The sequence below is a fragment of the Modestobacter sp. VKM Ac-2984 genome (genome assembly GCF_026967985.1).
Classification (GTDB): Bacteria; Actinomycetota; Actinomycetes; order Mycobacteriales; family Geodermatophilaceae; genus Modestobacter.
In genome coordinates this window covers 228962-244795 of the sequence record NZ_JAPVBJ010000007.1, presented here as the reverse complement: position 1 = coordinate 244795, position 15834 = coordinate 228962, and the positions used below count along the sequence as shown (strand labels likewise).

At 74.4% G+C, this 15834-nt stretch carries 10 protein-coding genes and 1 tRNA gene; 1 reads left to right on the top strand and 10 read right to left on the bottom strand.

What is annotated here, in order from left to right:
* Positions 1-30 precede the first annotated feature (30 nt).
* From ftsH to dacB, 5 genes are all read right to left on the bottom strand, one after another.
* The gene (gene ftsH, locus O2W16_RS15815; protein WP_269159768.1) at positions 31-2031 is read right to left on the bottom strand and encodes an ATP-dependent zinc metalloprotease FtsH; all 2001 of its coding nucleotides are present in this window, start codon (positions 2029-2031) and stop codon (positions 31-33) included.
* 231 nt (positions 2032-2262) lie between these two features.
* Positions 2263-2853, bottom strand: a complete 591-nt coding sequence (hpt, locus tag O2W16_RS15810) for a hypoxanthine phosphoribosyltransferase (RefSeq protein ID WP_331253759.1) — start codon at positions 2851-2853, stop codon at positions 2263-2265.
* Positions 2850-3884 (bottom strand): tRNA lysidine(34) synthetase TilS, encoded by a 1035-nt coding sequence (tilS, locus tag O2W16_RS15805; protein ID WP_269159767.1) that lies wholly within the window; start codon positions 3882-3884, stop codon positions 2850-2852. Before tilS ends, hpt begins: the two co-directional genes overlap by 4 nt.
* Before the next feature lie 23 nt (positions 3885-3907).
* Positions 3908-5002 carry a zinc-dependent metalloprotease gene (locus tag O2W16_RS15800; protein WP_269159766.1) on the bottom strand — a complete coding sequence of 365 codons (1095 nt, stop codon included), beginning with the start codon at positions 5000-5002 and terminating at the stop codon, positions 3908-3910.
* A gap of 40 nt (positions 5003-5042) precedes the next feature.
* Positions 5043-7466 (bottom strand): D-alanyl-D-alanine carboxypeptidase/D-alanyl-D-alanine endopeptidase, encoded by a 2424-nt coding sequence (gene dacB / locus O2W16_RS15795; RefSeq protein WP_269159765.1) that lies wholly within the window; start codon positions 7464-7466, stop codon positions 5043-5045.
* 96 nt (positions 7467-7562) lie between these two features.
* On the opposite strand from dacB, the gene O2W16_RS15790 reads away from it, so the two are divergent.
* Positions 7563-8057, top strand: a complete 495-nt coding sequence (locus O2W16_RS15790) for an inorganic diphosphatase (RefSeq protein WP_036334013.1) — start codon at positions 7563-7565, stop codon at positions 8055-8057.
* Between the two features lie 158 nt (positions 8058-8215).
* On the opposite strand, the gene O2W16_RS15785 is transcribed toward O2W16_RS15790, so the two are convergent.
* The 5 genes from O2W16_RS15785 to topA all read right to left on the bottom strand — a co-directional run bounded on the left by O2W16_RS15785 (position 8216) and on the right by topA (position 15738).
* A tRNA-Thr gene (locus O2W16_RS15785) sits at positions 8216-8288 on the bottom strand.
* 82 nt (positions 8289-8370) lie between these two features.
* Positions 8371-9567: a DNA polymerase III subunit delta' gene (locus O2W16_RS15780; RefSeq protein WP_269159764.1), complete on the bottom strand. Its 1197-nt coding sequence runs from the start codon at positions 9565-9567 to the stop codon at positions 8371-8373.
* A gap of 14 nt (positions 9568-9581) precedes the next feature.
* The gene (tmk, locus tag O2W16_RS15775) at positions 9582-11801 is read right to left on the bottom strand and encodes a dTMP kinase (RefSeq protein ID WP_269159763.1); all 2220 of its coding nucleotides are present in this window, start codon (positions 11799-11801) and stop codon (positions 9582-9584) included.
* 293 nt (positions 11802-12094) lie between these two features.
* Complete coding sequence (locus O2W16_RS15770) at positions 12095-12838, bottom strand: class I SAM-dependent methyltransferase (protein WP_269159762.1); 744 nt, start codon at positions 12836-12838, stop codon at positions 12095-12097.
* Positions 12839-12870: 32 nt separating this feature from the next.
* On the bottom strand, positions 12871-15738 hold the full coding sequence (gene topA / locus O2W16_RS15765; protein ID WP_269159761.1) for a type I DNA topoisomerase: 2868 nt from the start codon (positions 15736-15738) through the stop codon (positions 12871-12873).
* Positions 15739-15834: the final 96 nt, after the last annotated feature.

The following is a 15834-nucleotide window of genomic DNA, read 5'->3' as shown; positions in this document are numbered from 1 at the left end:
CGCCGGGGGCCACGCCCCCGACCGCGTCGCTCACCGGCCCTGGACCGGGGCGCCGACGTCGCCGACCGGCAGCTTCGGCTCGCCGTTGGTCGACGCGTGCGACCCACCGTTCGCGGCGGCCACCTCCGCCGGGGTCAGCACCGGCGGACGCTCCGAGGGGGTGCGCTTGCCGAAGCCGTTGTACGGCGCCATCGACGGGCGCTTGACCACCCCGGTGCAGATCCGGTCCATGTCCTCCCGGGAGAGGGTCTCCCGCTCCAGGAGCTCCAGCACCAGCCGGTCCAGGACGTCCCGGTACTCGACCAGGATCTCCCAGGCCTCGTCGTGCGCGGCCTCGATCAGCGCGCGCACCTCGCCGTCGATGTCGGCGGCGACGGCGTCGGAGTAGTCCGACCGCGAGCCCATGTCCCGGCCGAGGAACGGCTCGGAGTCGGTGCTGCCGTACTTGACGGCACCGAGCTTCGCGCTCATCCCGTACTGGGTCACCATCGACTTGGCCAGCGAGGTGGCCTTCTCGATGTCGTTGCCGGCGCCGGTGGTCGGCTCGTGGAAGACCAGCTCCTCGGCCGCCCGTCCGCCCAGTGCGTAGGCGAGGGTGTCGATCATCTCCGAACGTGTCTGGGTGTACCGGTCCTCGGTGGGCAGCACGAGCGTGTGCCCCAGCGAGCGGCCGCGCGGCAGGATCGTCACCTTGTGCACCGGGTCGGTGTTCGGGAGCGCGTGCGCCACCAGGGCGTGACCGCCCTCGTGGTACGCGGTGACCTTCTTCTCCTTCTCGCTCATCGCCCGGGTCTTGCGCTCCGGGCCGGCCAGCACCCGGTCGATCGCCTCCTCGAGGGTGGCGTCGGTGATGACCGTTTCGTCCTGGCGGGCGGTGAGCAGCGCGGCCTCGTTGAGCACGTTGGCCAGGTCGGCGCCGGTGAAGCCGGGCGTGCGCCGGGCCACCGTCTCCAGGTCGACGTCATCGGCCAGCGGCTTGCCGGTGGCGTGCACCTTGAGCACCGCCGTCCGGCCCAGCAGGTCGGGTCGGTCGACCGGGATCTGCCGGTCGAACCGGCCCGGGCGCAGCAGCGCGGGGTCCAGGACGTCGGGCCGGTTGGTCGCGGCGATCATGATGACGCCGCCCTTGACGTCGAAGCCGTCCATCTCGACGAGCATCTGGTTGAGCGTCTGCTCGCGCTCGTCGTGCCCGCCGCCCATGCCGGCGCCGCGCTGCCGGCCGACGGCGTCGATCTCGTCGATGAAGATGATCGCCGGGGCGTTCTCCTTGGCCTGGGTGAACAGGTCGCGGACCCGGCTGGCACCCACACCGACGAACATCTCCACGAAGTCGGAGCCGGAGATCGAGTAGAACGGCACTCCTGCCTCACCGGCGACGGCACGGGCCAGCAGCGTCTTGCCGGTGCCGGGCGGGCCGAACAGCAGCACGCCCTTGGGGATCTTCGCGCCGATCGCCTGGTACTTGACCGGGTTCTGCAGGAAGTCCTTGATCTCGTGGAGCTCCTGGATCGCCTCGTCGGCGCCCGCCACGTCACCGAACGTCGTCTTCGGGGTGTCCTTGCTGACGATCTTGGCCTTGGACTTCCCGAAGGCCATCACGCCCCGGCCGCCACCCTGCATGGAGCTGAACAGCCAGAAGAGCAGCAGCAGGAGGAGCACGAAGGGCAGGAAGCTGACCAGGATGCTGACCAGCAGGTTGTCCTGGGAGACGTTGGTGTCGAAGTCGACGCCCTCACCCTCGCCCAGGCCGCTGACCAGGTCGAAGACGTCCTCCTCGGCGCCGACCGGGTAGAACGCGGTGACCTGGTCACTGCCCTCCACCGGCTCGATCAGGTCGAGGTCGACCGTCTGCTCGCGGTCGTTGATGGTGGCCGAGTCGACGTTGTCCTCGGCGAACTGCGCGAGCGCCGTGGAGGTCGAGACCTCCTGGTACTCGGGGTCACCGCGGAAGAAGCTGGAGCCGACGAAGGCCAGCAGGACGACGATGGCGATCCAGAACCAGACGCTCCGGAAGATCTTCTTTCGTTCCATACACCGTGGCCGGGCGCCGGGGTGGACCCGGCTTGCCCGTCGACCCTCCTGATCGTCGCTGGACGCCGCCCGCGACCCTGGGGGACGCCCCGCCGCGGGGCGACGTCGTTGGGACAAAGGTACACCGCAGGACCTGTGTCCCTGCTGGTCGCGAGCTGACGGGGAGCTGGATGCGGCCCGCTGCCGGGCCCCGCCGCGGGGCCGCGTGCGGTGGGGGCAGCGGGCCCGCCGTCAGCTCGAGTAGACCTCGGGCTTGAGCGTGGCGATGTAGGGCAGGTCGCGGTACCGCTCGGCGTAGTCCAGCCCGTAGCCGACGACGAACTCGTTCGGGATGTCGAAGCCGATGTAGCGCACCGGGACGTCGACCTTCACCGCGTCCGGCTTGCGCAGCAGCGTGCAGACCTCCAGGGACGCCGGTCGCCGGCTGCCCAGGTTCTTCAGCAGCCAGGACAGGGTGAGCCCGGAGTCGATGATGTCCTCGAGCACCAGCACGTGCTTGTCGGCGATGTCTCGGTCCAGGTCCTTCAGGATCCGCACCACGCCGGAGGAGCTGGTGGCGCTGCCGTAGGAGGAGACCGCCATGAACTCCATCTGGGTCGGCAGCTGCAGCGCCCGGGCGAAGTCGGACATGAACAGCACCGCGCCCTTGAGGACGCCGACCAGCAGCACCTCGCGGCCGGCGTAGTCGTGGGCGATCTGCGCGGCCAGCTCCGCGATCTTGCCCTGGATCTGCTCCTCGGACAGCAGCACGTGGTCGATGTCCGGGCCGTAGCCGTGGTCCGGGCCCAACGGGCCGGCTGCGGGGATGGCGGGCTCGCTCACGACGGTCTGGGCTCCTCTGGGGGGACGACATCTGGTGCAGCCGGGCGCGGACCGGTCCCGCGACCGGGGGGACCGCCGGGCTGCACGGTCAGCCTGCCAGACGCACGGAGCACTCCCGCACCACCGGGGAGGTCCACCCGCCCCTGACCCCTCCACCGGGTGAGGAGCGCGTCGACCGCCGACAGGTGCACGCCCTGCAGGTCGGGCACCCGGGCGCGACGGAGCCAGCCGCGCAGCACCCGGCGTCGCAGGGCCGGGGGCAGCTCGGCCAGCGGGGCGGCGGGCAGGTCGCCGTCCGGGCCGGCCAGCGCCGCCAGCTCGACCTCGGCCAGCGCGTCCAGGGTGTCCAGGTCCTCCCGCACCATCGCCGCGGTCCGGCCGAGGGCAGCCGCGACACCCCCGCCGAGCACCTCCTCCAGCAGCGGCAGCACCTCGGCGCGCAGGCGGACGCGGGTGTAGGCGGGGTCGCTGTTCCAGGGGTCGTCCCACACCGGCAGCTGCTGCGCCGCGCAGGCGGCCCGGGTGGTCGCCCGCCGGACGTCGAGCAGCGGGCGCCAGAACGGCAGGCGGTGCTCGACCATGCCGGCGACCGAGCGCGGTCCGGAGCCGCGGGCCAGCCCGAGCAGGACGGTCTCGGCCTGGTCGTCCAGGGTGTGGCCCAGCGCGACCGCCGCCCCGTGCTCGTCCGCCGCCCCGGCCAGCGCCGCCGCGCGGGCCGCCCGGGCCGCGCCCTCGGGCCCGCCCTCGGCACCGACGTCGACCCGCAGCACCAGCACCGGGGAGAGCCCGAGGGCGCGGAGCAGGCCGGCGGTGCGGTCGGCCTGCTCGGCCGACCCTGGCTGCAGCCCGTGGTCCACGGTGACCCCGCCGACCGGGCGGCCGGCGCGGGGCGCCTCGAAGGCCAGCGCGGCGGCCAGCGCCACGGAGTCCGCTCCCCCGCTGCAGGCGGCGAGCACCGGGCCCGTGCCCGCCCGCAGCCCCGGGCGCACCGCGCTGCGCAGCGCCGCGACGGCGGGGTCGGGTCCGACCATCGGGGGTGTCGGGGCGCGCCGGCTCAGGCCGGGAAGGCCGGCCGGGTCTCCAGCACCCGCTTCACCCAGCGCGCGGGCTCGGTCAGCTCGTCCTTGTACGGCAGGTTCTCCGGGCCGGCCCAGACCTGGTTGAACCCGTCCATGCCGACCAGCTCGACGACCCCGGCCACGAACACCCGGCCATCGGCGTACTGCTGCATCTTCTGCTCCAGGCCGAGCAGGCGGCGGAGCACCCGGTCGATGGGGCCGCGGCCCTTGCGGCGCTGGGCGAAGCGCTTGCGCAGGGTGCGCACGGACGGGACGACGTCCGGCCCGACGCCGTCCATCACGTACTCGGCGTGCCCCTCGAGCAGGCTCATCACCGCGGTGACCCGGTCCAGCACGGCGCGCTGCTCGGGGTCCCGGATGAGCGCCATCAGCCCCTGCGGCGCGTCGTCGTCTGCACCGGGGCCGCGGACGACGTCGGTGAGGCTGCGCAGCACGTCGGTGAGCCGCTCGCGCAGCACGTCCGGGGTCAGGTCCGTCGCCTCGGCGAAGGACGCGATCTGCGCCTCCAGGTGGCCGCGGAGCCACGGCACGGCGGTGAACTGCAGCTGGTGGGTGACCTCGTGCAGACAGACCCACAGCCGGAAGTCCGTGGGGTCGACGCCGAGCCGGCGCTCGGTCTCGACGATGTTGGGCGCCACCAGCAGCAGGCGGCCGCCGCTGCCGAAGACCTCGTACTGGCCCAGCACGCGGGTGCAGAGGAAGGCCAGCACGCCACCGGCCTGCACTCCGGTCGCCCGGGAGCCGATCGCGGTGGCCAGCGGCCCCGGCGTCGAGCCCGACGCCGCCTGCAGCCCGTCGGCCAGCGGGTCGAGCAGGGCGGCCATGCCCGTGGTGTTCGAGTCGATCCAGCCGGGCCGGTCGACGACCGCCACGGTGGGCTCCGGGCCGCCGGGGACGGGGCGCAGCCCGGTGAGCGCCTCGACGTGCGCGACGGCGGTCGCGGCCGCGCGGTGCAGCTCCGCGACGACGGCCGCGGCCTCCTCCCGGGAGGTCTCCGGGCCGGCCCCGACCAGGCGACGGGCGGTGCGGCCGGCGAGGTCCCAGTCGACCAGGGACGAGGAGCGGCTCATCGCCTCACCGTACCCGGCGGCACCCTGCGGCCGGCCGCCGTCAGCGGCAGCCGCAGCCGGCCAGCGCGGCCGCCACGACGTCCAGCGCGGTCTCGGTCGCCTCCAGGCTCCCGGTGGCGCCGTCGGCCAGGACGGCGAAGGCCAGCAGCCGGCCGTCGGCGGTCTGCACCGTGCCCGCCAGGTCGTTGACGCCCAGCAGCGTGCCGGTCTTGGCCCGCACCGCGCCGGGGCTGCCCGGGCCGTCGGCGGCCCGGTCGATCAGGGTGCCGTCGTACCCGGCGACCGGGAGGCCGGAGAGCAGCACGTCGGCGTCGGGGACGCTGCCGTCGGCGGCGACCTGGACGACGTCGACCAGGAGCTGGGCGGGCACCCGGTCGTCGCGGGACAGGCCGCTGGCGTCGGACAGGGCCAGCCCGGTGGTGTCCAGCCCGGCGTCGGTCAGCGCGGCACCGATCGCCTGCGCGGCCCCCTCGAAGGTGGCCGGCAGCCCCCGGGCGATGGCCACGTGCCGGGCCAGCGACTCGGCCAGCAGGTTGTCCGACGCGGTGAGCGACTGCTCGACCAGCCGGGCGACCGGCGCTGACTCGACGCTGCCCAGCGTGCGTGCGCCGGCCGGTGCGGCACCCAGACTGACGGCTGCGTCCGGGGCGCCCAGCGCCGCGGCCAGGGCGGCACCGGCGTCGGTGCCCGGCGACCCACTGCGGGGGGTGCGGCCGGGGACCTGCCGGGCGCCGTCGACGGCGGTGGCGGTCACCGGGGCGGCGTAGGTCGAGGGTGCGTCATCAGCACCCCAGCCCTGGGCGGTGAGCGGGCCGCTGAACAACGAGTTGTCGACGACGACGCTGGTCACCGGCTGACCACCGAGCGCCTGCTGGACCTGGGCGGCCAGGTCGGCGACGGTGGCCGCGCCCGGGTAGTCGACCGACGGTGCGGTCGTCGACAGGGTCGGGTCGCCCCCGCCGACCAGGACGACCTCCCCCGGGGCGCTGCCGGCCACCACGGTCGTGGTCAGGGTGCCGGCGGGCTCCAGGGTGGTGAGCGCGGCGAGGGCGGTGAGCAGCTTCGCGGTGGAGGCCGGCGTGCCGGGGTCGGCCGCGTCCTGCTCGAAGAGCACCTGCCCGGTGGCCACGTCGACGACCTGCGCGGACAGGCCGCTGCCGAACGCCGGGGAGGCGAGCAACGGGTTCAGCACGGCCGCGAGCGCCGCCGGGTCGGGCACCGGCGCCTCGGCGGAGAGCGGGGTGAGCACCGGGCCGGGCTCCGTGAGGTCGGGCAGGACGGCGTCGGGCACCTGCTCGGCGTCCACGGCCACGGCGGAGTCGCCGCCGGTCAGGTCCAGGGCCAGCACCACCCCGGCCGCGACCAGGACGAGGGCGAGGACGGCGGCGACCAGGACCTTCGTCCGCCGGCCGCCGCCCCCGGTGCTGGAGCCCGCCCGCCGCGAGCCGGAGGTGGCCGCGGTCGCACTCGCCGCGGCAGGGGCAGGGGCAGGGGCAGGGGCAGGGGCAGGGGCAGGGGCAGCGTGTTCCGCGACCGCCTGGCGACTCGCCACCCGCTCGGCCTGCGCCCGTGCCCGGTCGGCGCGTTCGGCTGCCGCGCGGTCGGCTGCTGCGCGCTCGGCTGCCGCAGTCCGTTCGGCCACCGCCCTGCGCTCGGCTTCGGCATCCTCGGCCGCGGCACGTTCGGCGGCGGCGCGCGCGGTCGCGGCCCGCTCGGCCGTCTCCTGCTCGATGGCTGCGCGCTCGGCGGCCATCGCCGCGGCGGCGGCGGCCCGCTGCCCGTCGGCCTCGTCCGCGGCCGCTCGTTCTGTCGCCAGTCGGTCCGCCTCGACCTGCTCGGTCGCCACGCGGTCGGCCTCCGCCCGCGCGACCGCCGCGCGCTCGGCCTCGACGCGGGCCGCCTCTGCCTGATCGGCCGCGGCCCGTTCGGCGGCCGCCTGTTCCTCGGCGGCCCGCGCCGCGGCGGCCTGCTGGGCCGCCCACTCCCGGACCGCGGCGAGGTCGGCGGCAGCCTGCTCGGCCCGGGCACGCTCGACGTCGGCCTCGTCGAGCTCGGCCTGGGCGGCCGCAGCCCGCTCGGCCTCCTCGGCCGCTGCCCGTTCGGCGGCAGCCCGCTCGGCCGCCCACCTCTTCACCGCAGCCAGGTCGGCGGCTGCCTGCTCCGCGGCGGCGCGGCGCGCCTCGGCTGCCCCGCCGGTCGTCTCCGGGAGCGGCTCCTCGATGACCCCCTCCGGCGCCGACGGCTCGGCGGCCTGCTCGACCGGGGCCGTGGCCTCCTGGTGTTCCTGCTCGGCCGGTTCCGCGCTCGGCTCCCCCACCGGCCCCGTGGATCCCGCGGCCACACCTGCGGGGTCGTCCGGGGTGCGCGGGGCGGGCGCTGCGTCGGCCAGGGCGGACGGATCGGGCGTCGTCCCGTCGCCGCCGTCAGCCGCCGAGGGCGACACCTCGGGGCTGCCCTCAGGCACCCCCGGCTGCTCCGGACCCGGACTCGACGAGATCTCCCCCACCCCCTGGAGTGACCTCCGCCGACGGGACGGATGGTCGTACGCCACACTATCGGCGTGCAGTTCGACGTGACGGTAGAGATCCCCAAGGGCCAGCGGAACAAGTACGAGCTGGACCACGCCACCGGACGCATCCGCCTGGACCGGATGCTGTTCACCTCGACCCGGTACCCCGCCGACTACGGGTACATCGAGGAGACGCTCGGAATGGACGGTGACCCACTCGATGCCCTGGTCCTGCTCGAGGAGCCGACGTTCCCCGGGTGCCTCATCACCTGCCGGGCCATCGGCATGTTCCGGATGACCGACGAGGCCGGCGGGGACGACAAGGTCCTCACCGTCCCGGCGACCGACCCCCGGATGGCCCACCTGCAGGACATCAACGACGTCTCGGAGTTCGACCGGCTGGAGATCCAGCACTTCTTCGAGACCTACAAGGACCTCGAGCCGGGCAAGTCGGTCGAGGGCGCCGAGTGGGTCGGGCGCGCCGAGGCCGAGGCCGAGATCGAGGCCTCCCGGCAGCGCGCCATCGACACCCCCCGGCAGCACTGACCCCAGCGGCGGACCTCGCCGAACACGCACCGACCAGACGGCGGCGCACCCACCCGGGTGCGCCGCCGTTCCACATCCGCCGGACGGCGGGTGACGGTGGTGTCCCGCAGCGGCGCACGACACGTGCGCCGACCGAGGCGGGGAGACGGAGGAAGGAGAGCCGCCTGTCGGAATCGAACCGACGACCTTCTCATTACGAGTGAGATGCTCTACCGACTGAGCTAAGGCGGCGGACTGCGCGAGTGAGCTTACGGCACCGCCGCGCCCGTCCTGCGACGCCCCCGCGGTGTGGCGACGCGCTCGAGGAAGCGGCTCAGGCCGGCAGCCGCAGGGCGACCGTCAGCGCCTCCACGGCGATCTGCGGCTTCACGTTCTGCTCCAGTGCGGTGCGCGCGGCCAACACGGCGTCGATCCGGCGCAGCGCGCCCTCGGCGCCGATCCGGCGGGCCAGCTCGACGGCGTCCGCCCGACGGTCGGGGTGGGCGAGCGGCAGCGTCAGCTCCCCGGCCGGGCCGCCCATCGAGCTGATCACCAGCGCGTCCCGGTAGAGCGCCGCCAGGTCGACCAGCGCCCGGTCCAGGGAGTCCCGGCCGATCCGGGTGGCCCGCCGCTTCTGCCGCGTCTCCAGCTCCTTGAGCTGACCGGCCCCGCGACTGGCGGCGGCGACCCCCGGCCCGCGCGCGCCCACACCCAGGCTGGCCTTGACGGCGTCGGTCTCGACCGCGTCGACCTCGGCGACGGTCTTGTCCGACTCGTCCTTGGCCGTCCCGACCAGGTCGTCGGCGGCGTGCAGGCAGGCCGCCAGCGAGACCAGCGACAGCGGGATGTCCAGCACCGCCTTGCGGGCCAGCCGGGCCGACTCGTCCCGGGCGAGGTGCCGGGCCCGGCCGACGTGCCCGCCGGCGGCCGCCGCGGACCAGGCGGCCAGCGCCGGGTCGATGCCGTCCCGGCGGACCAGCACCTCGGTGACCGCCTCGATCCGCGGGGTGCGCAGGGCCACCACCCGGCAGCGGGAGCGGATGGTGACCGGCACGTCGTCGGGGTGCAGCGAGGGCGCGCAGAGCAGGAAGACCGTCCGCGGCGGCGGCTCCTCCAGCATCTTGAGCACCGTGTTGGAGGCCTGCTCGGTCATCCGGTCGGCGTCCTCGACGACCACGATCTGCCAGCGCCCCTGCGAGGGCGCGCGGCCCGCGGTGCGGACGATCTGCCGCACCTCGGCGACCCCGATGGACAGCCCCTCGGGCACCACCCGGTGCACGTCGGCGTGGCTGCCGGCCAGCACGGTCCGGCAGGCGTGGCAGGTGCCGTCCCCACCGGCCGGGCACTGCAGCGCGGCAGCGAAGGCGCGGGCGGCCACCGACCGGCCGGAGCCGGGCGGCCCGGTGAACAGCCAGGCGTGCGTCATCGCCGCCGGCTGGGCCACCGCGGCCTGCAGCTCGGCCACCACGGCCGGCTGCCCCACCACGTCGGCCCACACGCCAGGGGCGGGCAGGGCGGTCGCCGTCGTCACGGCTCCACTCTGGCTCATGGGTGCAACTGAGGCGTCGGCCCCGTCTGGACGTGGTCGCTGCCGCGGCGGCTGTGCGGCACCGACACGTCGGCCGGGAGCTGCTGCAGCGGCAGGCCCTCCAGCAGCACGCTCACCCGAGTGCGGATGGCGGCGGCGATCTCCTCCGGCGACCGGCGGGCGTCGAGCACCAGGTAGCGGTCGGGCTCGGCCTCGGCCAGGGCGAGGAACGTCCGGCGGACCCGCTGGTGGAAGTCCAGCGACTCCGACTCCAGCCGGTCTGCCGCGGCCCGCCCCCGGGCCCGGGCCAGGCCGACCTCGGGCGGCAGGTCCAGGAGCAGGGTGAGGTCCGGACGCAGCCCCTGGGTGGCCCAGCGGGAGATCGAGCGGACGTCGTCCATCGGGATCGTGCGGCCGGCGCCCTGGTAGGCCAGCGAGCTGTCCACGAACCGGTCGGTGATCACCACCTCTCCGGCGTCCAGTGCCGGACGGAGGACGTCGTGCACGTGCTGCGCGCGGTCGGCGGCGTACATGAGCGCCTCGGCCCGCGGCGACAGCCCGGCGCTGGCCGGGTCCAGCAGCAGCGTCCGGACCTTCCCGCCCAGCGCCGTCCCGCCCGGTTCGCGGGTGGTCCGGGCGACCAGCCCCTCCCCGGTCAGCCACTCCTGCAGGCGGCGCACCTGCGTCGACTTGCCCGCCCCCTCGCCGCCCTCGAAGGCGATGAACACCCCGCCTCCGGCCAGCCGTCGCCGCGCGGTGGTGTCCCGGCGCAGCGCGGTGACGACGTCGGCCAGCAGCGGCACCGGGCGGCCGTCGTCCATCTGCCGGTAGGCGACCACGCCGACGCCGACGGCCAGCAGGCCGGCGACGAACAGCATGACCCGCTCCCCGGTGACCGCCAGCGTCAGGACGCCGACGTCGACCTGGTTCTGGCCGATCACGCCCACGCCGATCGGCACCGTCGCGAGGGAGAGGATGAGCGAGGCGCGGACGAGGGACTGGACGATGGCGAACGTGCGGCCGCGGATCGCGTCGTCGACCTCCGTGCCGAGCAGGGTGAAGCCGGCCAGGTAGGCGATGCCGGCGAAGAAGCCCATCAGCACGACCAGCAGCAGCGCCACCCACAACGTGGCGATCCACGACATGAACAGCACGGCGACCCCGGCGCCGACGATGGCCACCCCGAAGATGCGCTCGCGGGCCAGGTCGTGGGCGATGCTGGGGCCCAGGCCGATGCCCAGGCCGAGGCCGACGAAGACCGCCCCGAACAGCAGCCCGTAGGCCGCCTGCCCCCCACCGAGGTCGTTCACGTAGAACTGCCCGGTCGCGATGATCGCGCCGGCAGCGGCGAAGGCCCCGGTGATCCCGAGGATCAGCCCGCGGACCAGACGGGTGTGCCCGGCGAAGGAGAAGCCCGCCTTGAGCGAGCCGAGGAAGCTCTCCTGCGGCGCCTCGGGCCGGGCGGCCCGGCGACCGCTGATCGAGGGCAGGTTCCAGATGACGACGGCCGCGACCAGGAAGGTCAGCGCGTTCAGGTAGAGCGCGAGGGCGATCTGGTCGAGCCCGGGGAGCAGCTGGCTCAGCCGGCCCCCGGAGGTGTTGAGCACCGCGTAGACGCCACCGGCGAGCACCGGGGTGATCCCGTAGGTGGTGATCAGGGACAGCTGGTTGGCCGGCTCCAACTGGTCCTTGCGGAGCATGTTCGGGACGGCGGCGTCCTTGGCCGGGGTCCAGAAGAGGCTGACCACCTCGATGAGGAACTGCGCGATGAACAGCCAGATCAGGTTGTCGACCAGCGGGATGGAGGCGAAGAGGCCGAACCGGAAGAGGTCGGTGAGCACCATCGTCTTGCGTCGGTCGAACCGGTCGGCGAAGACCCCGGCCAGCGGCCCGAGCACCAGCGCCGGCAGCAGCCGGAAGAGCAGGACGCCGCTGAGGGCCAGGTTGCTGGCCATGTAGCCGTCGACCAGCGTGGTGGCGGTCGCGGTGATCGCCAGCAGCCCGAGCCAGTCGCCGAAGCTGGACAGCGACATGGACAGCCACAGCTTGCGGAAGTCGCGCACCCGTAGCACCGCGCGGATCTTCGCGACCTGACCGACCGCTCCGGCGCCGAGGTGCTCCTCGTCGTCCGCACCGGACCGGTCGTCACCCGGCGCGTCGTCCTGCGGCTCGAGCAGCGGCAGGCCGGCGCTGTCCGGGGTGGGTGCGCCGGCCGCCGGGAGCCCGTCCGGGGGCACTGCAGCCGGTGCCCTTCCGGGACCGCCGTCATCGATGCCACCCGAGCCGGGCGCGGCGCCGGACGGCGTGCGGCTCCCGTCGGCCGCCGGCGTCGCAGCGGACGAGCCGCCCGGGGACGGGCGGTCCGTCGGGTCGGAGCTGATCGAAGACCCCCGGGGTGTGGCGGCACCGGAGCGCCGCGGGACGTGGCCGTGTCGTGGCCTCGGCTCGGTCACCGTACCGGTCGGGACCGACGAGTCCGGTCGATTTCCACTCCTCCGGGCCAGGCGCCCGACCGGGCCGGCGGCCGAAATCAGCGGGGGGTGAGTCGGTACGCCCGGGTGGTGTACGGCAGCTCGAGCTGCGCGGCTCCCCGGGTGTCGGGGTGGGTGGCCAGCAGCTCCCGCACCTGACCGAGGAACTCCGCCCGCCGGGCATCGTCCATCATCGCCACGTAGCTGCGGGTGCCGATGCCGGCGACGACCTGCTCGGGGGTCACCCGCTGCGCGACGGCGGAGTCGGCCACCGCCACCTCGGCGGGCAGCTCGGCAGCGAACCGGGCCACCACCGTCTGGTCGGCCTCGTGGTCTCGGGCCTCGTCGGCGAGCAGCTCACCGAGGGCGCGCACCCACCGCACCCGCTCGTCCCGGGTGTTCCAGACCAGGCCGACCACCCCACCCGGCCGGAGCACCCGGCGCAGTTCGGCGGTCGCGGGGACGACGTCGAACCAGTGCGCGGCCTGCCCGGCGACGACCGCGTCCACGTGGGCGTCGGGCAACGGGACCGACTCCGCTCCCCCGGTGGCCACCCGCACCCGGGGCAGCCGCTCACGCAGCTGCGCCAGCATCTCCCCGGACAGGTCGACGGCGACCACCTCGTGCCCGGCGGCCACCAGACGGTCGGTGAGCAGGCCGGTCCCGGCCCCCAGGTCCAGCACCCGGCGCGGGGCGTCGCCGAGCAGGAACCCGACCACGTCGGGCGGGTAGGTGGGCCGGAGGGCGGCGTAGTCGGCCGCGACCGCACCGAACGACGTCCGCCGCTCTTCCCAGCCCTCCACCCGCCCCTCCGACCCGTCCGCCCGGCGGTACGTCAGCTGCCGGCCGGGACCCGCTCCTCGACCTCCGTGGCCGCCTGCGCTGGCTCGGCGGCCGTCTTCTTCGCCGTCGTCTTCTTCGCGGTGGCCTTCTTGGCGGTGGCCTTCTTCGCCGGTGCCTTCTTGGCAGCGGTCTTCTTGGCCGCCTTCTTCTTCACCGGCGCACGCTCACGGCGGTCGGCGAGCAGCTCGGCCGCCCGCTCCAGGGTGATCGTCTCGACCTCGTCGCCCTTGCGCAGGCTGGCGTTGACCTCCCCGTCGGTGACGTAGGGGCCGAAGCGGCCCTCGCGCACGGTGACCTGCCCCTGGCTGACCGGGTCCGCACCCAGCTCCTTGAGCGGCGCCTTGGCCGCGGCCCGGCCCCGCTGCTTGGGCTGCGCGAAGATCGCCAGCGCCTCGTCGAGGGTGATCGTGAAGAGCGCGTCCTCGCTCTCCAGCGAGCGCGAGTCGGTGCCCTTCTTGATGTAGGGCCCGTACCGGCCGTTGAGCGCCTGGATCTCCGCGCCCTCGGCGTCCTTGCCGATGGTGCGCGGCAGGGTGAGCAGCTGCAGCGCCTGCTCCAGGGTGACCGTCTCCGGCGTCATCGTCTTGAACAGGCTGGCGGTCCGCGAGGCCTCCTTGCTGCCCTCGGGCACGACCGTGGTGACGTAGGGGCCGTAGCGGCCCGCCTTCACCGCCACCGGGAAGCCGGACTCCGGGTCGGTGCCCAGCTCCCGGTCCGAGGAGGGGGCGTTGAGCAGCTCGGTGACCCGCTCGGTCGTCAGCTCGTCGGGCGCGACGTCCTCGGGGAGGCTCACCCGCGCGCCGTCCTCACCGCCGGCCTGCAGGTAGGGGCCGTACCGGCCGACCCGCACGACCACCGGCTCACCGCCGGGCGCCAGCGCCCGCAACGGGATGGAGTTGACGCCGCGTGCGTCGATCTCCTCCAGCCGCTGGCCGACGACGGACTTCAGCCCACCGGACGCACCGATGCCACCGGCGTGCCGGCCCTCGCCACCGAAGTAGAACTCGGTGAGCCAGTCGACCCGGCCCAGCTGCCCGGCGGCGATCTCGTCGAGCTCGCGTTCCAGCGACGCGGTGAAGTCGTAGTCGACCAGCTGGGCGAAGTGCTGTTCGAGCAGGTTCACCACGGCGAAGGCGACGAAGGACGGCACGAGCGCCGAGCCCTTCTTCCAGACGTACCCGCGGTCCTGGATCGTCTGCATGATCGACGCGTACGTCGAGGGCCGGCCGATCTCCAGCTCCTGGAGCCGGGCGGTGAGGCTCGGCTCGGTGTAGCGCGCCGGCGGGCTGGTGGTGTGCCCCTTGGGGTCCAGCTCACGGGTGTCCAGCCGCTGCCCCTGCTCCACCCGGGGCAGCCGGCGCTCGCTGTCGTCGGCCTCGGCGTCGTCGTTGCCCGAGCCCTCGTCCTTGCCCTCGACGTAGGCCCGCAGGAAGCCCGGGAAGGTGATGGTCCGCCCGGAGGCTGTGAACTCCACGACCTCGCCGGTGCTGGAGCTGCCGACGAGCCGGATGCTCAGCGTCTTGCCGACGGCGTTGGCCATCTGGGAGGCGATGGTGCGCTGCCAGATCAGCTCGTAGAGCCGGAACTCGTCGCGGGCGAGCTGGCCGGCCAGCTGCCCGGGGGTGCGGAAGGAGTCACCCGCCGGGCGGATCGCCTCGTGCGCCTCCTGGGCGCCCTTGGCCTTCTTGTCGTACCGGCGCGGCTCCGCCGGCACGTAGGCGTCGCCGTACAGCTCGGCGGCCTGCCGGCGGGCGGCGGTGATCGCCTCGTTCGACAGGTTGGTCGAGTCGGTCCGCATGTAGGTGATGTGGCCGTTCTCGTACAGCCGCTGGGCCACCCGCATGACCTGGGCGGAGGACCAGCCGAGCTTCCGGCCGGCCTCCATCTGCAGGCTGGAGGTGATGAAGGGGGCGTAGGGCTTGCGGGTGTAGTCCCGCTCGTCGACCCGGCTGACCGAGACCGGCCGGCCCTCCAGGCGTGCCGCCAGGCCGCGGGCACCGGCCTCGTCCAGGTGGACGACGTCGCTGGTCACGGTGCCGGTGTCGGCGTCGAAGTCACGGCCGGTGGCGACCCGGCTGTCGTCCACGGTCACCAGCCGGGCCCGCAGGGTCGTCGGCTCCCCCGCGTCGGTCGCGGTGCGCTGCTCGGCGACCTCGAAGACGCCGTCGAGGCTCCAGTAGTCCGCGGCGGTGAACCGCATCCGGGCCCGCTCGCGCTCCACGACGATGCGGGTGGCGACCGACTGCACCCGGCCGGCCGACAGCTTGGGGAGCACCTTCTTCCACAGCACCGGGGAGACCTCGTAGCCGTAGAGCCGGTCGAGGATGCGGCGGGTCTCCTGGGCGTCGACCAGCGCGGTGTCCAGCTCCCGCGGGTTCGCCACGGCGCGGGCGATCGCCTCGCGGGTGATCTCGTGGAACACCATCCGGCGGATGGGCACGGTCGGCTTGAGCGTGTCGATCAGGTGCCAGGCGATGGCCTCGCCCTCGCGGTCCTCATCGGTGGCGAGGTAGATCTCGCTGGCTTCCTTGACCAACTGCTTCAACCGGGTCACCTGCTGCCGCCGGTCCGGGCTGACCACGTAGAGCGGGGCGAAGCCGTGGTCGACGTCGACACCGAGCCGGGCCCAGGACTCGCCCTTGTGCGCGGCGGGCACGTCGGCGGCGTTGCGCGGCAGGTCACGGATGTGCCCGACGCTGGCCTCGACGACGTAGTCACTGCCGAGGTACCCCGCGATCTTGTTCGCCTTGGTCGGCGACTCCACGATGACCAGGGGCTTGCCTCCGGCCGCGACGGCACGCTTGCGCGGCGCGCGGTCGCCGGTGCTGGTGGCTGACTTCGTGGTCTTGGTGGGCGGCACGGTGCTCCTGTCGAGGGTGCTGGTGCAATCGCCGGGGAGGACCCGGTGGCGCACGGGGCAGAGCGGGCTGTACCCGTTCGGCGAGGCCACGGTAGG

Coding starts and splice junctions, on each gene's coding strand:
- ftsH (WP_269159768.1), bottom strand. CDS start 2,031: ATGGAACGAAAGAAGATCTTCCGGAGCGTCTGGTTCTGGATCGCCATC.
- tilS (WP_269159767.1), bottom strand. CDS start 3,884: ATGGTCGGACCCGACCCCGCCGTCGCGGCGCTGCGCAGCGCGGTGCGC.
- O2W16_RS15800 (WP_269159766.1), bottom strand. CDS start 5,002: ATGAGCCGCTCCTCGTCCCTGGTCGACTGGGACCTCGCCGGCCGCACC.